This window comes from Campylobacter hyointestinalis subsp. hyointestinalis, from assembly GCF_013372145.1.
Taxonomy (GTDB): domain Bacteria; phylum Campylobacterota; class Campylobacteria; order Campylobacterales; family Campylobacteraceae; genus Campylobacter; species Campylobacter hyointestinalis.
In genome coordinates this window covers 106,049-127,157 of the sequence record NZ_CP053827.1, presented here as the reverse complement: position 1 = coordinate 127,157, position 21,109 = coordinate 106,049, and the positions used below count along the sequence as shown (strand labels likewise).

At 36.5% G+C, this 21,109-nt stretch carries 18 protein-coding genes; 15 read left to right on the top strand and 3 right to left on the bottom strand.

Features of this window, described 5'->3' with window-relative positions; all coding sequences use genetic code 11:
- Positions 1–6 precede the first annotated feature (6 nt).
- Together CHHT_RS00695 and CHHT_RS00690 are read right to left on the bottom strand one after the other, a co-directional pair.
- Positions 7–1,173 (bottom strand): Opr family porin, encoded by a 1,167-nt coding sequence (locus CHHT_RS00695; RefSeq protein WP_034963166.1) that lies wholly within the window; start codon positions 1,171–1,173, stop codon positions 7–9.
- Between the two features lie 12 nt (positions 1,174–1,185).
- Positions 1,186–2,808, bottom strand: a complete 1,623-nt coding sequence (locus CHHT_RS00690; RefSeq protein WP_034963164.1) for an HAL/PAL/TAL family ammonia-lyase — start codon at positions 2,806–2,808, stop codon at positions 1,186–1,188.
- A gap of 520 nt (positions 2,809–3,328) precedes the next feature.
- Between CHHT_RS00690 and CHHT_RS00685 the strand changes: the two genes are divergently transcribed.
- From CHHT_RS00685 to CHHT_RS00640, 10 genes are read left to right on the top strand one after another with little or no spacing between them, the layout of a single operon-like run.
- Positions 3,329–3,985 carry a 4Fe-4S dicluster domain-containing protein gene (locus tag CHHT_RS00685; RefSeq protein WP_232051092.1) on the top strand — a complete coding sequence of 219 codons (657 nt, stop codon included), beginning with the start codon at positions 3,329–3,331 and terminating at the stop codon, positions 3,983–3,985.
- Positions 3,978–5,924: a proton-conducting transporter transmembrane domain-containing protein gene (locus tag CHHT_RS00680; RefSeq protein ID WP_064019589.1), complete on the top strand. Its 1,947-nt coding sequence runs from the start codon at positions 3,978–3,980 to the stop codon at positions 5,922–5,924. The genes CHHT_RS00685 and CHHT_RS00680 overlap by 8 nt, the downstream gene beginning before the upstream one ends.
- On the top strand, positions 5,925–6,845 hold the full coding sequence (locus tag CHHT_RS00675; protein ID WP_034963161.1) for a respiratory chain complex I subunit 1 family protein: 921 nt from the start codon (positions 5,925–5,927) through the stop codon (positions 6,843–6,845).
- 1 nt (position 6,846) lies between these two features.
- Positions 6,847–7,482 (top strand): hydrogenase 4 membrane subunit, encoded by a 636-nt coding sequence (hyfE, locus tag CHHT_RS00670; RefSeq protein WP_034963159.1) that lies wholly within the window; start codon positions 6,847–6,849, stop codon positions 7,480–7,482.
- 3 nt (positions 7,483–7,485) lie between these two features.
- A complete protein-coding gene (locus tag CHHT_RS00665) occupies positions 7,486–8,961 on the top strand; it encodes a proton-conducting transporter transmembrane domain-containing protein (RefSeq protein WP_034963156.1) in 1,476 nt (491 codons plus the stop codon).
- Positions 8,961–10,709, top strand: a complete 1,749-nt coding sequence (locus CHHT_RS00660; protein ID WP_034963154.1) for an NADH-quinone oxidoreductase subunit D-related protein — start codon at positions 8,961–8,963, stop codon at positions 10,707–10,709. Before CHHT_RS00665 ends, CHHT_RS00660 begins: the two co-directional genes overlap by 1 nt.
- Entirely contained in the window at positions 10,706–11,236 is a 531-nt protein-coding gene (locus CHHT_RS00655; RefSeq protein WP_034963152.1) for a formate hydrogenlyase complex iron-sulfur subunit, read from the top strand. The genes CHHT_RS00660 and CHHT_RS00655 overlap by 4 nt, the downstream gene beginning before the upstream one ends.
- Positions 11,236–12,051 carry an NADH-quinone oxidoreductase subunit B family protein gene (locus tag CHHT_RS00650; protein ID WP_034963151.1) on the top strand — a complete coding sequence of 272 codons (816 nt, stop codon included), beginning with the start codon at positions 11,236–11,238 and terminating at the stop codon, positions 12,049–12,051. Before CHHT_RS00655 ends, CHHT_RS00650 begins: the two co-directional genes overlap by 1 nt.
- Positions 12,048–12,398, top strand: a complete 351-nt coding sequence (locus CHHT_RS00645; protein ID WP_034963148.1) for a formate hydrogenlyase maturation HycH family protein — start codon at positions 12,048–12,050, stop codon at positions 12,396–12,398. The genes CHHT_RS00650 and CHHT_RS00645 overlap by 4 nt, the downstream gene beginning before the upstream one ends.
- Positions 12,391–12,855 carry a hydrogenase 3 maturation endopeptidase HyCI gene (locus tag CHHT_RS00640; protein WP_034963142.1) on the top strand — a complete coding sequence of 155 codons (465 nt, stop codon included), beginning with the start codon at positions 12,391–12,393 and terminating at the stop codon, positions 12,853–12,855. The genes CHHT_RS00645 and CHHT_RS00640 overlap by 8 nt, the downstream gene beginning before the upstream one ends.
- 29 nt (positions 12,856–12,884) lie before the next feature.
- On the opposite strand, the gene rpsU is transcribed toward CHHT_RS00640, so the two are convergent.
- Complete coding sequence (gene rpsU, locus CHHT_RS00635; protein ID WP_002848116.1) at positions 12,885–13,097, bottom strand: 30S ribosomal protein S21; 213 nt, start codon at positions 13,095–13,097, stop codon at positions 12,885–12,887.
- A gap of 152 nt (positions 13,098–13,249) precedes the next feature.
- On the opposite strand from rpsU, the gene ccoG reads away from it, so the two are divergent.
- The 5 genes from ccoG (at position 13,250) to CHHT_RS00610 (ending at position 21,057) form a co-directional block, all read left to right on the top strand.
- Positions 13,250–14,641, top strand: coding sequence for a cytochrome c oxidase accessory protein CcoG (gene ccoG, locus CHHT_RS00630; RefSeq protein ID WP_232051091.1), 1,392 nt, complete (start codon positions 13,250–13,252; stop codon positions 14,639–14,641).
- Positions 14,641–15,282 (top strand): TetR/AcrR family transcriptional regulator, encoded by a 642-nt coding sequence (locus tag CHHT_RS00625; protein WP_034963141.1) that lies wholly within the window; start codon positions 14,641–14,643, stop codon positions 15,280–15,282. Before ccoG ends, CHHT_RS00625 begins: the two co-directional genes overlap by 1 nt.
- Positions 15,283–15,381: 99 nt before the next feature.
- On the top strand, positions 15,382–16,503 hold the full coding sequence (locus CHHT_RS00620) for an efflux RND transporter periplasmic adaptor subunit (RefSeq protein WP_034963139.1): 1,122 nt from the start codon (positions 15,382–15,384) through the stop codon (positions 16,501–16,503).
- Positions 16,503–19,652, top strand: a complete 3,150-nt coding sequence (locus CHHT_RS00615; RefSeq protein WP_034963137.1) for an efflux RND transporter permease subunit — start codon at positions 16,503–16,505, stop codon at positions 19,650–19,652. Before CHHT_RS00620 ends, CHHT_RS00615 begins: the two co-directional genes overlap by 1 nt.
- Positions 19,645–21,057: an efflux transporter outer membrane subunit gene (locus CHHT_RS00610; protein ID WP_034963135.1), complete on the top strand. Its 1,413-nt coding sequence runs from the start codon at positions 19,645–19,647 to the stop codon at positions 21,055–21,057. Before CHHT_RS00615 ends, CHHT_RS00610 begins: the two co-directional genes overlap by 8 nt.
- Positions 21,058–21,109 lie beyond the last annotated feature (52 nt).

The window sequence follows — 21,109 nt, the reverse complement described above, 5'->3', positions numbered from 1 at the left end:
ATCTCCTTAAAAACTATAAATCAGCCCGACGCCGACTTGAGTCAAACTAGGATATCCAGCTTGAGCTTTAAATACTTGATCATATATCAAAAGTCCTTGTAAATTTTTCATTATAGGATAACTAAGCCATGCGCTAAATTCGTTTTGTCTATAATCCGTATCATCGCCGCCTTTAAGCTTATACTCTGTTGTACCAAATATACCAGTTAAGGAAAGATCTGCTATGCTCGTCGACAACATCGCATAAAAAGTCTTAGCATCTCTTTCATACATTACATCGCCCTCTTCAAATTGAACGATTTGATCTCCAGCCATATTTAAACTACCCCAGCCGATCTCTTTACCTGATTTTACATATCCCAAAGTAAGTTTCGTATCTAAGTATTTAGCATAGAGCAATCCCTCAAAAACGCTACCATCATCTTTGTTTTTATCTTCGTCGCTTTGGGCATAATGAATGGTACCGCCAACACCAAGCTCATCGCTTACTTGTCCATCATAGAAGATCTTTGCGCCAAGAGCTGAAAATACCTCATCTGCGTACAAACCGTACGCTTTAAATCCAAGTCCATTATCAAATTTATAAGTTCCACCGAGGTTAAAAAGTCCACCGTTGTCTTTATTTATACTTTTAAAACCCCACATCTCTTTCATATAAACTCTACCTTGAGCGCGTGTCCAGATAGCGTCCAAAGTCAAGTTTTCTATAGAGTTGTTTGTCACTCTAACTCCGTCATTTATCTTACCGACCCAGTCAGTTATCATCTCTTGACGACCTACTTTAACAGACGTATCGTATGCGTTGTATTCTAAATATAAATTTGACAACATCATCCTATCGTCTTCGTAAATTCTCTCCGTAGAATCTCCAGTTCCGTGCAATGTTTTATAATTTTTATCTTTTTCATATAGAGGAGTAGTACCTCTAAAACCTGTTACAAATTTGAAATTTTTATAAAAATCGCTTTCGTATTTTAAGCCAACAGAGCCTATGATATATGATGTATTATTATAATAAACGCTTTTTTGACCTTCATTTATATGACGAGTTTCTGAAAAAGCGGAGATATCTCCGCTAAACGTACCATCTTTAAGCGCACTTTGCAACGTATCACTACTTGCTAAAGCCATACTAGCGATCATTGAAACAAGCAAAAATGTACTTTTTTTCATAGCGATATCCTTTTATTTATAATCTTTCAAAAATTTCGCCGAATTTTTGAAATCGTCGCTTAAAGGTCTATCTATATCCATAAATTTAACGACTTTTCTATACTCATCATATAATTTTTGTGTAGATTTTGATAGTTTTAAATTTGGGTCTTTTTGTTTTCTTAGATCGATAGCTTGCGCTGCGTGGATGAGTTCCATACCTAAAATATGATAAAAGTTATCTATCTGTTTTTGGAACTTTTGAACTACAAACGGCGCATTTGTCGCAATATCTTCTATATTTCCTGCTACAGGAGAGTAATCAAGCGAAGCGGGATTTGCTAGAAATTCATTTTCACCTGCTAGTGACACAAAAGGTTTTTGCATAGCTCCAAAAGCGTGGACGGTTTTATCTGTGCCTAAAAATCTACTAAGATGAGTGAAACCATCGTCTGATAATTTTATAGTTCTGTGTGCTGAAGCTTTTGAGTTATGAGCTAAAACTATAGACGCTTTTTCAAACTCAACTACCCAAAGTAACGGCTCAAAATTTGATGTAGGAACAACAGCGCCACCGTTTGTAAATAGTTTATTTTCTTGAAAACTAGCATCTTTTGAACTTTTTCCTATATAAATTCCTGGATTATCGTCTGAGGAATTTAGCTGAATTTGCATTAGTTTTTCTAATTCGTCGATGCTGCTTTTAAGTGCGGCAAACAGATACGTAGCGTCCCTATAACTAAGCGGATCTTGCAAAGCTCTCTCACTGTTTTGTTCCCAAAGATAGCTACCTTTTAAGATCTCTCTTATCTCTTTTGCAGTTGAGACAAAGCTTGGATAAGGTCTTAAACTAGTAGCTTCTGGTAAAAATGGAGCAACATTACCGTTTAAAGCCTCTAAACTGAGCGCAAATACTGTTTTTGAAACTTCAAATGCTTGTTTAAAATCTTCAAGCGCAAGATTTGCAAGTGCTGCTGAGTAAGCGTTTGAACTCAATATAGACAAACTATCTTTACCAAACGGTGATAGTTTTTTAAGCCCTGCTTTTTGCAAAGCCTCGCTGGCGTTCATTTTTACACCTTTATAATAGACCTTACCCTCTCCTAACATCGCAAGACCGATGTGTCCTAGTATAGTGATATCAGCTTCGCCCATTGAACCACTACTTGGCATAACAGGAAGTATGTCTTGATTTAAAAACTCTTGATAAAGATGTATAACCTCTTCTTGAACACCAGCTCCGGCAAAAAGCATATTATTAAGTCTCGTTGCAAGGATCGCTCTTACTGTTTGAAGCGGTAGATCTTCACCAACACCGCCACAATGAGCGTGTATAAGACCTATGTTAAAATCCGTTGATGCTTTGATGACTTCTGGATCTAAATTTCCTTTTGCATCAACGAAATTTTTATCTTTATTAAGACCGACGCCGACTGTTAGTCCATAAATTTTTTGACCGTCCTTTGCGGCATTAAGCAAAATTTCATGTGCTTTTTTTACTTTTGAAAAAGCATTTTGATCAATGCTCACCTTTGCTCCATTTGCTATATCTACTATATCGCGAGACGTTACGTTACTACCGTCTAATGTTACGCTACTAGCATTTAAGCTAAGAGCCAACGCTGCTACAGCAGATAAAATCATAAAACTTTTCATACTATCCCCCTTGTAAAAAATTAACATAATTTTAAATAAAAATAATTTCCAAAAAGTAATCTTGTAAATTTTGTATATTTTAATAATTTTAAATCACGTACTATACTACAATACGCTTAGAAGATGAATATAAATGAATTTATAAATGTCTGTATGCATTTTAAATTGTTACTAAAAGTAGCATTGGCATAGATAGTTTTAGATATGTAAAGCGAAGCATCAAATTTATAAATACTATAGTAAAAGCTACAAAACGATCTATCTTATCCCAGCTATTTTTAACTGCTTTTATGCGTAAAGGCGATGCTAATAGAGATTTGATTTTACTATAAATATAAAAAATACAAAAACGAAAAGCTCATAAAAATGCTATCCTAGTCTAAATTCATAGACTATTTCAGTATCAAAATGCAAGAAATATAAATTCCAAATTAAGTTTTAAAATTATACAATTAAAATTAAAAAATATTTAACTTAACATTAAAATATCCGTGTTGCGTTATATAAATTTAGAATAAAAATGATAAAAATGGGGTCAAATTTGGATAAAAAGCATAAATTCGTGATCTGCGATCCTGAGCTTTGTATAGGCTGCAAAGCCTGTATGAAAGCGTGCAGCAAAGAGGCTTACAAACGCGGAAAATTAGCAAAACCGAGACTTGATGTTATAAAAATGACGAACGGCGTTATGCCAAATCAATGTCGCCAGTGCGATGACGCGCCTTGTGCGCTGGTATGTCCGAGCGCTGCTCTACGCAACAAAAATGGATATGTTGAAGTGTATGAGCGACTTTGCATAGGTTGCGCTTTATGTGTAAATGCTTGTCCATACGGTGCGATTCATCTTGATAGCTTAGAAATTCCATCAAACGGATCAAATTTAGACGAAATGGACGTATGCGGAGACGGTTTTATGAGCGTAGCGATAAAATGCGATATCTGCGATGGCAGAGATGAGGGAAGTGCTTGCGTAGAAGTCTGTCCAAAGGGCGCTTTGGTGATGCTTGATCCTATCACAAATGAACATAAATATGGTAAAAAACTCAAAGACGGACAAAATATGTCGAATTTCATATCTAAGATCCTAAATTGTCCGCCACCTCAAATCATAATAGCACAAAAAGAAAAACCACCAAAAGAGACGCTAGAAACGCAGCAAGGAGAAGCAGATGCTTGAGTTTATATATCTTGGATTTTTCTTACTTGGAATTTTAGGATTAGCAGGATATAAAGCGCCGAATTTTATATCGTACGTCGTTTTTGGTCTTTTAAGCATACTTTGCTTCGTTGCAAGTCTATTTTTTATATCGAACTTACAAAGCGAATACGGCTTTAGACTTGGCGGAAATTTTTTATTTGAACCTAGCTTTTTGATAACTCCGCTTGGAGGATTTTTTAGCTTTATCATCGTTTTTATAGGATTTGGAGCTAGTTTGTACTCGCTTGGCTATATAAAAAATATGAAAAGAGAGTCAAATTTGAGCGTTTTTGCGGCTCTATTTTCGTTTTTTATACTCACGATGCTACTTGTCGTATCTAGCAACAATGTCTTTGGTTTTATAGTTTTATGGGAGATAATGACTCTGCTCTCAGTACTATTGCTCAAATTTAGCGATGAGCCAGGTAGCAATAAAACCGTTATGATCTATCTAGGCATAGCGCAGGTAGGGGCGTTTTGTATCATCATCGCTCTTTTGATACTCTCATATTTTGCTAATAGTTCTGAGTTTAGCGGATGGGTAAATTTACAAATTCCTCAAACCGCGGCTCTTATTATTTTAATACTTTTATTTATAGGATTTGGCAGCAAGGCAGGAGTTTTTCCTTTACATGTTCATTCGCCACTAGCCTATCCATTAGCAAAGTCAAATATATCTGCTTTGATGAGCGGAGTTATGTCAAAGATAGCTATATTTGGACTTATTAAATTTAGTTTGATGCTTCAAATTTTACCCAGTTTTGCTTTAAGCGTTATCATTTTTGGTGCAATTAGCGCAATTCTTGGTATATCTTACGCGTTAGTTCAAACACAATACAAAAAGCTTATAGCATATAGTTCGGTTGAAAATATCGGGATAATCTTACTTGGCGTAGGAGTTGGATTTTATGGCGTGAGCATAAACGAGCCTACTTTGATATTACTTGGTTTTGTAGGCGGACTTTTTCACACTTTAAACCACTCTGTTTTTAAATCTCTTCTGTTTTTTGGAGCTGGAGATATCCACCTAGCAACTGGTCAAAAAGATATGACAAACCTTGGCGGACTTGCTAAAAAGATGCCGCTTAGCGCATTTTTTATTTTGATCGCTTGTATAAGTATATCGGCTCTTCCGCCGTTAAACGGATTTGTTAGCGAATGGTTTATATACCGTTCTATGCTATTTGGCGGGCTTGATGAGAGCTTGCTAGCAAGAGCTATATTTAGCCTTAGTATAGTAGCATTAGCGATAACTGGCGCTTTGGTAGTTTATGCTTTTATAAGGCTTTATGGATCGATATTTTGTGGCGTTTGTAAAAACGAAAATATAGATATCAAAAAGAGATCTTTGTTTATATCTTTTGCAATGGGAATTTTAGCCATAAGCTGCATTTATCTAGGTATTGCTTCAAATAATATTTTAGGAATGCTTACAAGCGTGGTGCTTAGCTTAGTACCAAATACAGATCTTAGCGTAAATATAAACACTATCTCGCTTCCGCTTATAGCTTTACTGCTTTGTATGTTATTTATATTACCATTTATATTGTATGGTTTATTTGGCGCAAATATGAGCAGAGCCAGACAGAGCGAGCCTTGGGCTTGCGGATTTAAATTTAATCCGCAAATGAGTATGAACTCAAATTCATTTGTCGGGGATTTTAAAAGATTGTTTGGCAAATTATTTAAATTTAAGCCTGAATTTAGCCAAAATAGCTATTTTAAACCGGCGGTTTATAAGAACGATACCAAAGATTTTTGGTGGGATCTGCTTTATGAGCCGATCATCAAATTTAACGCATTTATAGCGGATAAAATAGGTGTTTTTCAAAACGGACGGAGCAACTTTTACGTAGTATATATACTAATTTATCTTTATGCTATGCTTGTAGCTGGATTTTACTTTTTGGGGGCTTAGATGGAAGCTGCTTTACTGATGATTTTACAACTTTTTGTTGCCTTGGCGCTTACTCCGTTATTTGACGGTATAGCTAGAAATCTACGCGGTAAGATCCAAAGCCGTAAAAGCTCTCCATTACTACAGACTTATTACGATATATTTAAACTCTTAAAACGTTCTCGCACGATTCCAAACTGTGTGCATTGGTTTTTTAAATTTAGCCCGTATATGCTTTTTAGCGTAACTGCCTTACTAGTGATGATAATGCCAATAACTTACGGCGGATTAGCAAATGCAGGAGCCATAAGCGATATCATAGTTGTGGTTTATCTAGTCGCATTTTTTAGATTTATCTTTGGTATCGCTAGCTTAGACAGCGCAAATCCTTACGCAGGAGTAGGAGCTAGTAGAGAAAGTTTTATAGCTATTTATATAGAACCTATAATGATAATTTGCTTGATAGTCGTAGCAAGTCTAGCAAAAACTACAAATCTTCCAACAATAAAAGAGCTAGTAAGCAGTGGCGAAGTTGGCTACGCAAGCGCATCTTACGCGCTGTCCTCAGTAGCGTTTTTATGGGCTATGTATGTTGAAACAGGAAGAAAGCCGTTTGATCTTGCAGAAGCCGAGCAAGAGGTGCAAGAAGGAGTTATTGGCGAATACAGCGGAAGAGATCTAGCTTTAGTAGAGATGGCTCTTATGCTAAAACAGTTTGCTATGATAAGCTTTTTTATAGTTGTATTTATACCACTTGGCTTTACAAATCCTTTATTGTCACTTATCTCTCATCTGATTTTAGTCGGACTTTTTTATATAGGAGCTATTTTGATAGACAACTTTGGACCGAGATTTAGGATACTAACAAGTTTGAAATTCAACTCTGCTTGTATACTTTTGATATCTCTTATATCTCTTAGCCTTTACGTAGTAGGAGTATGATATGGAAATTTTAGTCATCTTGATGATGATCTCAAGCCTGTTTGTTTTTGGCTTTAGAAGCTTTAGACTTAGCATCTTTAGTTATATTTTACAAACTATATTTTTAGTTAGTATTTTTGTATCTTTGGCGCTTACATACGATGCAAAAGAGCTATTTTCGTGGGCTATAATAGCATTTTTTACAAAAGTCTTATTTGTCCCTTTTATATTGCTTTTTTTAGTAAAAAAACTCGGAGTTGCTTATGAAGTCGAACCAGTTGGCGGATTTTTAGTTTCGCCGTTAATTGCATTTGCTTTTGCTATAGGCTCTGCTATGATTATGGCTCCAGTACTTTTGGAGTTTTCACTTATCAAAAGCGAAACGGCTTTGATCGGCACTATCTTCATCTTTATAGTAGGAGTATTTGGTTTTATACTGAGAAACTCATTTATAAAACAAATTCTATCTTACTGTTTATTTGAAAACGGTATTCATCTAAGTCTAGCTCTCACAGCTTATAATTCTCACGTTTTAGTCGAGCTTGGAGTTCTTAGCGATGCTATTTTTGCTATCATCATAATGAGTATTTTAGCATTTCGTTACTATAAAATTTACGGCACTCTTGATACAAGCATAGCCGACAACTTAAAAGGATAACCCTTGGATATTTTATTTTTGATCTTACTACTTCCTTTGGTTTGTTCTCTCATCTTATTTATATCTCCTTTAAATCTAAGAGTTTTAAGTGCTCTACATATACTTTGTAGCGCGGTAGTATCTTTAGCTTTACTTTATGCAATCAGCAGAGTTTTGAGCGTAGGAACTATTTACGCATTTAACGATATGCTATTTTTAGACTCTTTGGGGGCTGTATTTTTAGTACTCATCAGCTTGACTGGATTTTGCGTAAATTTATACTCAACTAGTTATTTTAAATGGCATTTAAACTCATCAAATTTGAGCTTAAAACAGACAAAAATAAATTTTGTTTTATCCCATATAACCACTTTTGCTATGACTTTAAGCTGTATTAGCAACAATATGGCGATAATGTGGGCGGCTCTTGAAGCAACCACTCTAGCAACTGTATTTATGGTAGCGCTAAAAGACAATAAACGCTCACTTGAAAGCGGATACAAATACATAGTTATCTGTTCAGTCGGTTTAGCGTTTGCTATGTTTGCAACTATACTTTTATACTCTTCTAGTTTAAATACCTTACACGATGAAAAAAGCGCGATACTGTTTTCAAATTTAATACTTCAAGCTACAAATTTAAATCCCGATGTTTTAAAGCTTATATTTATATTTGCATTAATCGGTTTTGGTACAAAAGCCGGACTTGTGCCTACTCATACTTGGCTTCCTGACGCTCACGCACAGGGTCCCGCTCCAACTTCGGCTATGCTTAGCGGGATCGTTATAAAATGCGCTATGCTAGGACTTTTGCGCTACTACGCTATCGCTTCAAATGCGACCATAGGTGACTTTAGCGAGCAAGTGATGCTGATAAGTGGCACATTAACACTTTTTGTATCGGCATTTTTTCTTATCAGACAACACGATATAAAAAGAATGTTTGCTTACCATTCAGTAGCGCATATGGGAGTTATCGCTTTTGGGCTTGGAGTCGGTGGAAAAATAGGCATTTTTGCAGCAGTTTTTCACTGTGCGGCTCATAGTTTTACAAAAGCTTTAGCATTCCTCACCACAGGAAACACAGCTAGAATCTACGGTACAAATGATATGGATAAAATGGGAAATATGGTGCGTTTAGCACCACTCACAACTGTTTTATTTGGCGTATCTATCTGCTCGCTCGTCGGCGTTCCAGGATTTGCTATCTTCGTAAGTGAGTTTTTGACGTTTAAAGCAGCGGTTTTAAGCGGTCAATTTACAGCAGTAGTATTATTTGCAGTGGCTTTAACCATCATCTTTATAGCCGATTTTTCACACTTTTTTATGGCGAGTTTTGGCGAAGTTAAAGGCGAGATCAAATTTAAAAAAGAAATGAGTTTATGGGAAAACATACCACTTATTTTACTTGCGTTTTTAGTGATAAGTTTTGGTGTATGGCAGTTTGAGAGCTTTTGGACATTAGTACAAAATAGCGTTATGATTATAAAAGGGAACTAATGATAGGCGATAAATTTATAGATATTTTAAAGAGTGAATTTAGTATTTTAGAAACAAGCAGACAATGCGAAGATCAGATAACTATTTTAGTAGATAGAAACGATCTACCAAAAGTCGTTCATAAACTATACTATGGTATCGGTGGCTGGCTTTCTAGTATGGTAGCAAACGATGAAAGAAGCATAAACAAAAGCTACGCGCTTTACTACGTTTTGTCTATGGAAGGCTCAAAAATGAGCAAAGAAGACGGGACTATAGATGAGATAGAAAGTAGCGAAAAATGCTTTATCACAGTTAAAACACTTATCCCTCAAAATGACCCTTGCTATCCCTCCGTTACACCTTTGGTTCCTGCTTGTGTATGGTATGAAAGAGAAGCTTACGATATGTTTGGTTTGGTAGCTGAGGGCTTACCAGATAAAAGAAGGCTAGTTCTTAGTGATGACTGGCCTGAAAATTTATATCCGCTTAGAAAAGACGCTATGGATTATAAATTTCGTCCAGACCCAGTGCAACCAAAAGACGAGCCAGACTATGAGTTTATGCGACCAAATGGCTCTGTAACAGACATACCTTTAGGACCTCTACATATAACAGCCGATGAGCCTGGGCATTTTAGATTATACTGTGATGGCGACACCATAGTAGATGCTGACTATAGACTATTTTATCAGCACAGAGGTATGGAAAAACTAGCCGAAAATAGACTAAACTATAACCAGATGAGCTACCTTGCAGAAAGAGTATGTGGAATATGCGGATTTGCTCACTCTATAGCTTGCGTTGAAACAGTAGAAAGAGGCATCGGGCTTGAAATTCCACGCCGTGCACAAGCTATTAGAGTTATGAGTAGTGAAATAGAAAGAATGCACTCAAATCTTTTAAATTTAGGCTTAGCTTGTGAAGTTACTGGAAACTATACGGCGTTTATGCATATATTTAGAGTTCGCGAATACACACTTGAACTAGCTCAGCTCATAACAGGCGGTAGAAAAACATACGGTACTATCGTGATCGGCGGCGTTAGACGAGATATCACGCTAAATGAGATAAAACGTTCTTATGAAATTCTAGAAAAAATTGACACCCAGCTAGATGAAATTTGGCAAGTTGTTATGGAAGATAAGCGCCAAATAGGACGCTGGAAAGGCATAGGCATTCTTGATAAACAAGTAGCACGTGACTTTAGCCCAGTCGGTCCAAACGTACGCGGAAGCGGATTTAAAAGAGATACAAGATATGATCATACTTATGGATTTTACAAAGAGCTTGAGCTTACTCCTAACGTCCAGTTTGGCGGCGATGTGCTAAGCAGAGAATTAGTTCGCTATAATGACTGCAAACAAGCCTTACGGCTAGTAAAACAGTGCCTTGATATAATGCCTGGAGGCGCTATTTTTATAGATACTAATTATAGGCTAAAACCTGGAGCTTACTGTTTAGGATATGATGAAGCACCACGCGGAGAAAATATGCACTGGATCATGCAAGGCGATTCTCAAAAGGTGTATCGCTGGAGATGTAGAGCTTCTACGTATAACAACTGGTCAAGCCTAAGATATCAGCTACAAGGAAATACCATAGCAGACGCCGCGCTTATCGTATGTAGTTTGGATCCTTGCTACTCTTGCACCGAGCGCGTGACTTTGGTAAATGTAAAAAGCGGAAAGTCAAAAGTGATAGGCGAAAAAGAGCTTAAAAAATACTGCCAAAGCCTAAAAGATAGTCCAACAAAGGATATAAGATGAAGATTTACGATATAGTCAAAAAAACAGGTATCGTCACAAGCAAATATCCATATGAGCCTTATATAGTAGAAGAGCATTTTAGAGGTAAACCGACGTATAATTACGCAAACTGCATAGGTTGCGCGGCTTGCGGAGTAGCGTGTCCGAGCAACGCCATAAGCGTAAAATGGGATGGTGAGAAAAAATCCATAAAATGGCGATACGACTGTGGTAGATGTATATTTTGCGGTCGTTGCGACGAGGTATGTCCTACTGCGGCTATAAGGCTAAGCAATGACTTCGAACTTACGGTTAAATTTGATAAATCAGCACTCATCCAAGAAGGAGAGTTAGAAAGTGAGCTATGCACTGTTTGTGGTAAAGCGTTTTTGAGTAAAAAATTCATTCAGTTTTGCGAGCAAAGGCTTAGCACTTTAAGCGAACAAAGACTAGAAGAAGCTAAAAAATACCTACATATCTGCCCTAGCTGCAAGAAAAATAGAGTAGTAGAGATGATGACAAACAAAGAGTATAAGGCGGTAAAATAATGTACGTTGTACCTGATGATATACAAAGATCAAATGATCTAAACTCAAAGCTAAATTTACTCAAAAACATAAAACGCAGTTTCAGCGTATTTCGCATAGACTGCGGAAGCTGCAACGGTTGCGAGATAGAGATATTTGCAGCTCTTAGTCCGCTTTGGGATCCAGAACGCTTTGGATTTAAACTAGTAGCAAACCCACGCCATGCAGACATTCTCATAGTCTCAGGACCTATCACTAGACAGATGTACTATCCGCTTCTTAGAGCCTACGAAGCCACTCCAGATCCAAAGATAGTAGTTGGCTTTGGCGCGTGCGGAGTAAGCGGCGGGATATTTCACGATAGTTACGCAGTTTGGGGTGGAGCCGATAAGGTTTTACCAGTTGATGTATTTGTGCCTGGTTGCCCACCTCATCCAGCAAGCATTATCTATGCTTTAGCTACCTCAGTCGGTCTGATAGAGCAAAAGTTAGAAAAACAGAGCTTCAAAGACGACGATTTGCTACCAAATTTAACTCAAAAATCGCTACTTGATGATGCTTCTTTTGAGCGCGATCTACTTGTAAAAGCTAAGTTTTTGATGAGCTATATATATGGCAGGATTTTATATGATAAATTTATAACTGCCCTAAAAACTTGTGTCAATCCAAAAGATCCAGTTCTTGCAAAAGAAGCGCTAAGTTTAGCTATAAAAGAGCAAGAAGATCCGAGATACGCTGAGTGTCTAGCCGTACTTTTTAATGAAATTTATCTAAAATACGCAAATGCTTCAAATGAATTTTATATAAATTTAGATCAAATTTGGGATAAAAAGTGATACAAGTCTGGAAACTCACAAAACGTCACGTTGATGAAAACGACGAGCTTCCACAAATTTACAAACAGATAGTCACGTTTAGTACTTGCATAGGACACGGCGTAGGAACGATAGATTTTAACGAAAAGATAGCCGAATTTGATGATGAACAGTGGAATAAAATGCTTGATAGCGATGATGAATATGTCAAATTTAAACTCGGAAATATAAATAAATATTTTGAAGTAGAGATCTTGCCTGCTCACGCAAAAGTGCTAAAAGACAAGCTTCCAAGCTCAAAGTTTAGAGATATACTTTCTAGCTTAGACGAAGGCTATATCGTCCTAAAAAGAGCTAAAAATGCCTAAAACCAAAAAAGAGTTTAAAAAGGCTCTGCTTTGCATAGGCAACAAAATGAGGGGCGATGACGCTGTTGGTTTATACGTGGGTGAGCTAGTAGAAGAGCAGATACCTAGCTGGAGAGTATTTTATGGGCAAGACGTGCCCGAGAACGAGTTTGGCGCTCTGCGTGAGTTTGATCCTGATATCATTGTGGTAGTCGATGCTATGAGTGGCTTTAAAGATGATAAAATAGAGTTTTTTGACCTTAGTGACGAGAGAGATTACATCTACTCCACGCACAATCTACCAACTCCAGTTTTACTAAGCTATCTTAGAACCATCACACCAAAAACGCTGTTTTTAGGTATCTCGGTGCTACTTGAAAATGTTCTTAACTTTGAAGAAGGCTTGAGCAAAAATGCAAAGATATCAGCTAATAAAGCTATAGAAAAAATCAAAGAAATAGATAAGAATTTGGATTAAAAAAGCCGGAAAAGTTTCCGGCTATGGTTTTAGAGTCTAGACTCATAACGTCTAAGCATATAAAGTCTTTTAAGCATTTTTTTGCGAGCTGAAATTTTTTGTTTTTTACGAATTTCAGTCATAGGCTCAAAAAATCTTCTAGCACGAACTTCAGTAACAACTAGATTACGATCAGTTTGTTTTTTGAAACGTCTATAAGCTTCATCAAAAGACTCATTAGGATGTACCTTTACTCCTGGCACAGTCCTCACCACCTTTCAGATTAAAATAAGTCTTAATTCTATCTAAATAGAGCTTAAAATTTATTTATAAGTAAATTTATGGTAAATTTATTTAATCTATTTTTAAAAACAGAAGTTATATAATAGTGTCAGATTAAATTTAAAGGATGAACATGTCAGATTGTATGCACTCCTGTTCGCAAACTCATTATGCGAAAAAACGTTACGCAATATATGCTATAGTTACTTTTATAGCGCTTGTTTTGCCGTTTATAAAGATAAATGACAACCACTTTTTTCTACTCAGTTTTGACAAAAAACAGCTCCATCTATTTTTTACGTCATTTGATATGCAAGAGCTATATCTTATGCCGTTTTTGCTTATTATATTATTTCTTAGTATATTTTTTCTTACGACTTTGGGTGGGCGTATTTGGTGTGGCTGGGCATGTCCGCAAACCATATTTAGAGTTATTTATAGAGATCTTATCCAAACAAAGATACTTAAAATTCGTAAAAATATACGCGACAAACAAAAAGAATTTGATGGCGATTACATCAAAAAAACCATCGGTGTTCTTCTTTGGACTTGTCTTGCTCTGATAGCAGCTAGTAACTTTTTATGGTATTTCGTGCCACCAGAAGATTTCTTCAGTTATCTTTCAGATCCGCTAGAACATAAATTTTTACTTGGGATTCTCATCTGTATCACTGCTTTTATAGTATATGACGTTACGATTTTGGCTGAGAATTTCTGTATCTACGTATGTCCTTACGCAAGAGTTCAAAGTGTAATGTTTGACAATGACACCGTGCAAGTCATCTATGACGAAAAACGCGGCGGTAAAATATATGATGGGCATACTAAAATAGGCAAAAAACCAGTAGAGCCTGACGCTGAGTGTATCGGATGTGAAGCTTGCGTACATATCTGCCCTACTCACATAGACATAAGAAAAGGTATGCAACTTGAGTGTATAAACTGCCTTGAATGTAGTGATGCTTGCTCGGCAGTTATGGAAAAACTTGGTAAAACAAGTCTTATCAACTGGACAAGCGCAAAATCATTGCAAACAAGACAAAAAGTAAACTATTTTAGATTTAGAACTATCGCTTATATAGTAGTTCTATCTATCGCAGTGATAGCCTTAGCGCTGATGAGCACAAAAAAAGAGTATATGCTACTAAATATAAACCGCACAACCGAACTATATAAAATAGTTGCAGATGATGGTAAATTTGAAGTACAAAATGCATATACATTTTTGATCCAAAATACGCAAAACAAAGAGCATACGTATTATTTTGACGTAAATGATACGAGAATAAAGGTGAGCAAACCAAAAGATAAGATAAAGATCGGCGCTGGCGGGAAACGTAAGATCATAGTTGTGCTAAAGACAAATGAAACTCTAGTAAAAGTAGATAAAAAAGATACTCCGATCGATATCAAGATCAATGCTTACGCTATTGATGATCATGAGCAGATCGCAGTCACAAGAGATACGAGATTTGTATTTCCAAAAATGATAGAACTGCAAAAAGCTCTACAAAAAGGTAATTAATGCATGAAAATGGGACTAAAAATTTAAAAACACAAAAGACAAAAGACAGATATGAGCTAATCATATCTGCCGGTTTGGAACTATTTTTAAAAAATGGTTTTACAAACACCAGTTTAAATGACATCATAAACAAGAGTGGTGGATCACTTTCGACCATATACAAACTTTTTGGTAGTAAAGAAGGACTTTTTAAAGCCATAATCGATCGTGGTGTTCAAAAAATTCACTCAGATATCAGTAAAAAAATATCTTTAGAAGATTCCGATGACTTAGAGGAATTTTTATATAAATTTGCCGAAGAATATATAGGTATAGCCTTTAAAGACGAATCCTTTTTACTTAAAAAAGTTATATTTAGTGAGTCATTCAACGAACAATCCCAAATTTGTCAGATATTTTATGAGAGAGGGGTTAAATTTATAAACCAGATTCTAATTAATTTTTTCTCAAAACCATCTATAAGATCTAGATTTAAAGATCAAAATTTAGAGATCCTAGCTGCTAGATTCTGTTTTATACTAGAAGAACCATTTTCTATCGATAAAGTAGTATTTTCAAAACGTTTTTCTATGACCGAAGATGAACAAAAAAAATGGGTGAAAAATTGCGTAGATTTCTTTTTAAAAGGAGCTCTTGGCTAAAGTTTTGATTGACATTTTTAAAAAATTGATGTATAATCCCAAACTATTTTGTAATAGTCATTACTAAATTAAAATAAAAAGATAATGAAAGGCAAATAAATGAATAAACTTTATAAACTAGCTATTTTAGCCGCCTCGCTTATAGTAACTGGCTGCTCTAATGCGAATGAAAAAAATGCTGGCAACGCCTCACAGATGCCTACTCTTCCAGTAGGAGTTATCGAAGTAAGTCAAGGTACTATACCTATAACGCTTGAATTTAGCGGACAGACAACGAGCGATATGGACGTGATCCTAAGAGCTAAAGTTACTGGAACTATAGAAGAGCAGTTTTTTAAAGCTGGAGCTAGCGTAAAAAAAGGCGATAAGTTATATCTTATAGATCAAGCAAAATACAAAGCCGCCTATGACACCGCTTTAGCAAATTTAAAAGTATCTGAAGCAAACTATAAAAATGCTAGCACTGATTTTGAAAGATCAAAAAAGCTCTACGAGCAAAATGCTATCTCACAAAAAGAATATGACGCTTCTAAAGCAGCTTATGAATCAGCAAACGCAACAGTTTTAGCATCTAAAGCGACTTTACAAACCGCAAAAATCGACCTTGATTACTCAGTGGTAACAGCTCCGTTTTCTGGTGTACTCGGTGATACTCTAAAAGACGTTGGATCTTACGTAAGTCCAAGTGATGGTGAGCTTGTTCGCTTAACAAAGCTAGATCCTATATTTGTGCAGTTTGCCATTTCAGATGTCGATAAACTAGATATCGCACAAAAACTTCAAGATAAAGAGTGGGAACAGCTAAATTCTTTAGTCACTATGAAATACGAAGGAACTATTTACAACGGAACTCTTAGTTTTATCGACAATGTCATAGATGAAACAAGCGGAACCGTAAATGCTAAAGCAAAATTTGACAATAACAATACGGCAATAAGACCAGGGGCGTTTACAAAAGTTAATGTTTATGGATTTTACCAAAAAAACGGCTTTAAAATTCCGCAAGTCGCTATATTACAAGATCTTGTAAATCCATTTGTTTATACAGTTCAAGACGGAAAAGTCGCTAAAAATCCTATCAAGATCATATCTCAAGATGCCACAAGTGCGATTATCTCAAGCGGTTTGAAACAAGGCGATCAACTCATAGTAGATAACTTTAAAAAGATAAAAGTAGGACAGCCAGTCAAACCAGTTCCAATGGATAAAGGCGGTAAATAATGTTTTCCAAATTTTTCATCAACCGCCCAGTATTTGCTTGCGTTATATCAATTATAATCGTAATTGCCGGCTACATAGGACTAAAAAGTTCAGCGGTTGAAGAGTATCCGCAACTCACTCCGCCTCAAATAGTCGTTCAAGCCACCTATAATGGTGCCGATGCTCAAACCATAGCAGACACAGTAGCAGCGCCACTAGAAGAAGCTATAAATGGCGTAGATGATATGATATATATGCAAAGTACGTCTAGTTCATCAGGAACTATGAGCTTAAATGTGTATTTTGAGATCGGTACAGACCCGCAAACAGCCAGTGTAAATGTTAATAACAGAGTAAATCCAGTTCTTTCAAAACTCCCAGAAGAGGTTAGAAGAGTCGGCGTAAAAGTAGATGAAAGAAGTAGTTCTATACTTGAGGTTTTGGCTTTTTATGATCCAAGTGGCAAGATGAGCGATACCGAGCTTAGCAACTATATAACCATAAATATAGCAGATGCTTTAAAACGTGTCCCAGGCGTAGGAGATGCTGTAGTTATAGGCTCTAAAGAGTATTCTATGAGAGTTTGGATAAAACCAGATCTTCTTAAAAAACACAAGCTTACAACATCAGATGTTATAAAAGCAATACAAGAGCAAAACTCTCAATACGCAACCGGTAAAATAGGAGAGCAACCTACAAGTGCCGGAAATCCTTATGTCTATGCTATAAAACCAGAAGGCAGACTAAAAACCATAAAAGAGTTTGAAGATATAATCATTACCGCAAATTCAAAAGGTAATATACTAAGGCTTAAAGATGTAGCAAATATCGAGCTTGGAGCTCAAAGTTATACGTTTACAGGTAAATTTAACGGCGGAAATATGGTTCCTGTACTACTATTTTTACAAAGTGGTGCAAACGCACTAGATACTGCAAAAGCTATAAAAGAAAAGGTAGATGAGCTAAAGCCAAATTTTCCAGGAGAGATGACTTATCAAGTAGCTTATGATACTACTGAGTTCGTTAAAGTATCCATAGAAGAAGTTATAAAAACATTTATAGAAGCGATGGTGCTTGTTATTATCGTTATGTATATGTTCTTAGGAAATTTAAGGGCGACTTTCATACCTATGTTAGCAGTGCCAGTATCTATTTTAGGAGCGTTTGGCGGAATCTACGCTATGGGATTTTCGATAAATTTGATTACGCTATTTGCACTCATACTAGCTATAGGAATAGTCGTCGATGACGCTATCATCGTTATAGAAAACGTAGAGCGGACACTGCATGAAGAACCAGAACTCACCGTAAAAGAAGCAACTATAAAAGCTATGAGCGAGATAGTAGCTCCCGTCATTTCTATCGTTCTTGTTTTATCAGCGGTTTTTATTCCTGTTGCATTTATGGAAGGATTTGTAGGCGTCATACAAAGGCAGTTTGCGCTAACTCTAGTCGTATCTGTTTGTATATCAGGACTTGTTGCATTAACTCTTACGCCTGCTTTGTGTGCTATCATACTTCGTAAAAAAGAGAATCCACCATTTTGGTTTGTGCGTAAATTTAATGAATTCTTCGACTTTTCTACGAGAATATTTACAGCAGGTGTAGCAAAGATACTCAGACATGTTATCATAAGTCTTATATGTGTTGGAATTATAATATTTATGATGATAGAGTTATTTAAAGTCATTCCAGGCGGTTTGGTTCCAGCCGAAGATAAGGGCTCTATTCTTGCTATAACAAATTTACCACCGGCTTCCACTCTTACTAGAACTCTAGAAGATACAGAGTTTATACGTGAAATAGTAGCAAAAAATCCAAACGTTAAAAACGTTACCGGACTTGCAGGATATGATATGCTAGCAGGAACTCTTAGAGAAAATGCTGGCATTATGTTTATCACGCTAAAACCGTGGAATGAAAGACTAGGAGTACAAAATGCGGCTGCTACCATAGCAGGACAACTCACAGGACAACTTTACCCAGCAGATAGAGAGTCTATGACTTTTGCTACAACTCCACCGCCTATAATGGGTCTATCTATCACAGGAGGTTTTGAGCTATTCGCACAAAATACAACCGGTAAAAATTACAACGAGATAGAAGCCGATATGCAAAAAGTAGTTGCAAAAGCAAACGCCCACCCAGCTCTAACTCAAGTAAGAACCACTCTTGATACGAATTTCCCTGAGTATAAACTTACTCTAAATAAAGAAAAAATTAAGATGATGGGGATCGCGTTTTCTGATATATTTGATACTATAAACGCGACTATAGGACAGTATTATGTCAATGACTTTAATATACTTGGTAAAACATATAAAGTAAATATCAGAGCCTATGAAGAGTACAGAGACTCTCCTGAGGACTTTAGGTCATTATATGTGAGATCAAGCGAAGGCAAAATGGTTCCGCTTGATTCATTAGTAAAACTCACAAGAAGTCTTGGACCAGACAATGTAGATAGATTCAACGGATTCCCAGCAGCAAAGATTATGGGCGAGCCAAAGCCAGGTTATACTTCTGGAGAAGCCATAGAAGCCATAAGACAAGTTATCACTGAAGAGCTAGGATCTGAGTACGATATAGGCTGGTCTGGATCGGCGTATCAAGAAGTAGCGTCAACTGGTAAAGGAGCTCAAGCATTTGTATTTGGTATGATATTCGTATTTTTGATACTTGCAGCTCAGTATGAAAGATGGCTTATGCCTTTAGCGGTTGTAACTGCTGTTCCTTTTTCCGTATTTGGTTCACTTCTTTTTACATGGGGAAGAGGACTTAGCAACGACGTGTATTTTCAAATAGGACTTTTACTTCTCATCGGACTAGCGGCTAAAAACGCCATATTGATAGTGGAATTTGCTATGCAAGAGCACTTAGCAGGAAAAACTATAAAAGAAGCCGCTATAAATGCTGCTAGGATGAGATTTAGACCTATCATCATGACTTCTCTTGCTTTTACTCTTGGAGTTTTACCTATGGCGTTAGCTACTGGAGCTGGAGCTGCGTCACGTCACGCGCTAGGTACTGGAGTTATCGGCGGTATGATAGCAGCATCTACGATAGCTATTTTCTTTGTACCGCTCTTTTTCTATATACTAGAAAGTTTTAATTTGTGGCTAGATAAAAAACGTGGTAAAATAGCTACTAAAGGAGAGGAAAATGCGTAATTTAATTTTGATCGCCTCATTTGGTTTGCTTATAGCAGGATGTTCTTTAAAGCCTGATATGATAGATATAGAGCAATCATATGAGTATAAATTTGATAGTTATAGCATCAATGAAAAATGGTGGGAAGATTTCAGTGACGAGAGATTAAACTCTCTTGTCGCAGAAGCATTAAAAAACAATAGTGATCTTCTAATAGCTCTAAATAATATCGAACAAGCAAAAATAAACCTAAATTTAGCTAATGTTGAGCTATTTCCAAATATAAATTTAAACGGTGAAGCAACTAAAAATCGCTCAAGCGGTGAAACATACACAGGTCAAGATAATAAAAAATACAACGCATTTAGTCTAAGTGCTGCTCTTAGCTACGAAATAGATCTTTGGGGTAGAGTAAGAGACAACGCAAACGCCAGTGAAGCTACTTTTAAAGCCACAAAATACGACTACGAGAACGCAAGACTAAGTATAGCAAGTACTACTGCAAGCACGTATTTTACGCTCATATCTCTAAAAGAACAAGAAAATATACTAAATGAGACATTAAATACTTACGAAGAAACACTTGCTTATAGGCAAAAAGAGCTTGATGCAGGAGCCATAGACGAGCTTACGTATTATCAAGCCAAAGCAGCAGTACATAGTGCTAAAACTCAACTTATAGATGTGCAAACCAAGGCCGCACAAACAAACTCAGCTTTAAGCGTTTTAGTCGGTAAAAACTTAAATGAAATTCTATACAAAAGCATAGATGCCCCTTTAGCTCTTCCAGCTACGCCAGAAGTCCCAAGCGGCATAAGCTCGGATGTGCTTTTACATAGAGCAGATATAGCAAGCGCACTACAAAGACTTAAAGCTTCAAATTTCTTAGTCGGAGTAGCAAGAACTAGCTATCTACCTAAGCTCTCTTTAACAGGAATTTTTGGATTTAGCAGTGATGAATTTGATAGATTTTTCGTAAACAATGCAAATACATGGAGTGTCGGTGGAAGCCTCGTAATGCCTCTTCTTGATTTTGGAAGAACAAAAAACAAAGTAGAGCTTGCAAATTTAGAACAAAACGCAAGCTTTTTATCATACGATAAAGCCGTAAAAACTGCGTTCGGTGAGATAAGAACTGCTCTTGATACACGCAAAAACTCGGTGTTAAAAGAAAAAAGTATGCAAAATCTAGTAGAGTCTCAAGCTAAAATTTACGATCTTTCAAAAGCCAGGTACGACAACGGATACAGCACTCATCTTGAGTTTTTAGATTCACAAAGAAATTTGTTATCAGCAAGACTAAACCTTGCTCAATCAAAACTAAGCGTAGCTACTAGCGTAATTGATGTGTATAAATCACTTGGCGGAGGATTTAACTACGAAGACGATCCTAGCTTAGCAAGCCCTAAAACTGCTCAGAAATGAGCGGTTTTGGCAAGCGTCATATACGATTCATAAATTTAAAAAATAGATCACA

What these genes read in the sequence shown, in the direction of transcription:
- CHHT_RS00695 (WP_034963166.1), bottom strand. Translation starts at nt 1,173, where the DNA reads ATGAAAAAAAGTACATTTTTGCTTGTTTCAATGATCGCTAGTATGGCT.
- CHHT_RS00690 (WP_034963164.1), bottom strand. Translation starts at nt 2,808, where the DNA reads ATGAAAAGTTTTATGATTTTATCTGCTGTAGCAGCGTTGGCTCTTAGC.
- CHHT_RS00685 (WP_232051092.1), top strand. Translation starts at nt 3,329, where the DNA reads ATGATAAAAATGGGGTCAAATTTGGATAAAAAGCATAAATTCGTGATC.
- CHHT_RS00680 (WP_064019589.1), top strand. Translation starts at nt 3,978, where the DNA reads ATGCTTGAGTTTATATATCTTGGATTTTTCTTACTTGGAATTTTAGGA.
- CHHT_RS00675 (WP_034963161.1), top strand. Translation starts at nt 5,925, where the DNA reads ATGGAAGCTGCTTTACTGATGATTTTACAACTTTTTGTTGCCTTGGCG.
- hyfE (WP_034963159.1), top strand. Translation starts at nt 6,847, where the DNA reads ATGGAAATTTTAGTCATCTTGATGATGATCTCAAGCCTGTTTGTTTTT.
- CHHT_RS00660 (WP_034963154.1), top strand. Translation starts at nt 8,961, where the DNA reads ATGATAGGCGATAAATTTATAGATATTTTAAAGAGTGAATTTAGTATT.
- CHHT_RS00655 (WP_034963152.1), top strand. Translation starts at nt 10,706, where the DNA reads ATGAAGATTTACGATATAGTCAAAAAAACAGGTATCGTCACAAGCAAA.
- CHHT_RS00650 (WP_034963151.1), top strand. Translation starts at nt 11,236, where the DNA reads ATGTACGTTGTACCTGATGATATACAAAGATCAAATGATCTAAACTCA.
- CHHT_RS00640 (WP_034963142.1), top strand. Translation starts at nt 12,391, where the DNA reads ATGCCTAAAACCAAAAAAGAGTTTAAAAAGGCTCTGCTTTGCATAGGC.
- ccoG (WP_232051091.1), top strand. Translation starts at nt 13,250, where the DNA reads ATGTCAGATTGTATGCACTCCTGTTCGCAAACTCATTATGCGAAAAAA.
- CHHT_RS00625 (WP_034963141.1), top strand. Translation starts at nt 14,641, where the DNA reads ATGCATGAAAATGGGACTAAAAATTTAAAAACACAAAAGACAAAAGAC.
- CHHT_RS00620 (WP_034963139.1), top strand. Translation starts at nt 15,382, where the DNA reads ATGAATAAACTTTATAAACTAGCTATTTTAGCCGCCTCGCTTATAGTA.
- CHHT_RS00615 (WP_034963137.1), top strand. Translation starts at nt 16,503, where the DNA reads ATGTTTTCCAAATTTTTCATCAACCGCCCAGTATTTGCTTGCGTTATA.
- CHHT_RS00610 (WP_034963135.1), top strand. Translation starts at nt 19,645, where the DNA reads ATGCGTAATTTAATTTTGATCGCCTCATTTGGTTTGCTTATAGCAGGA.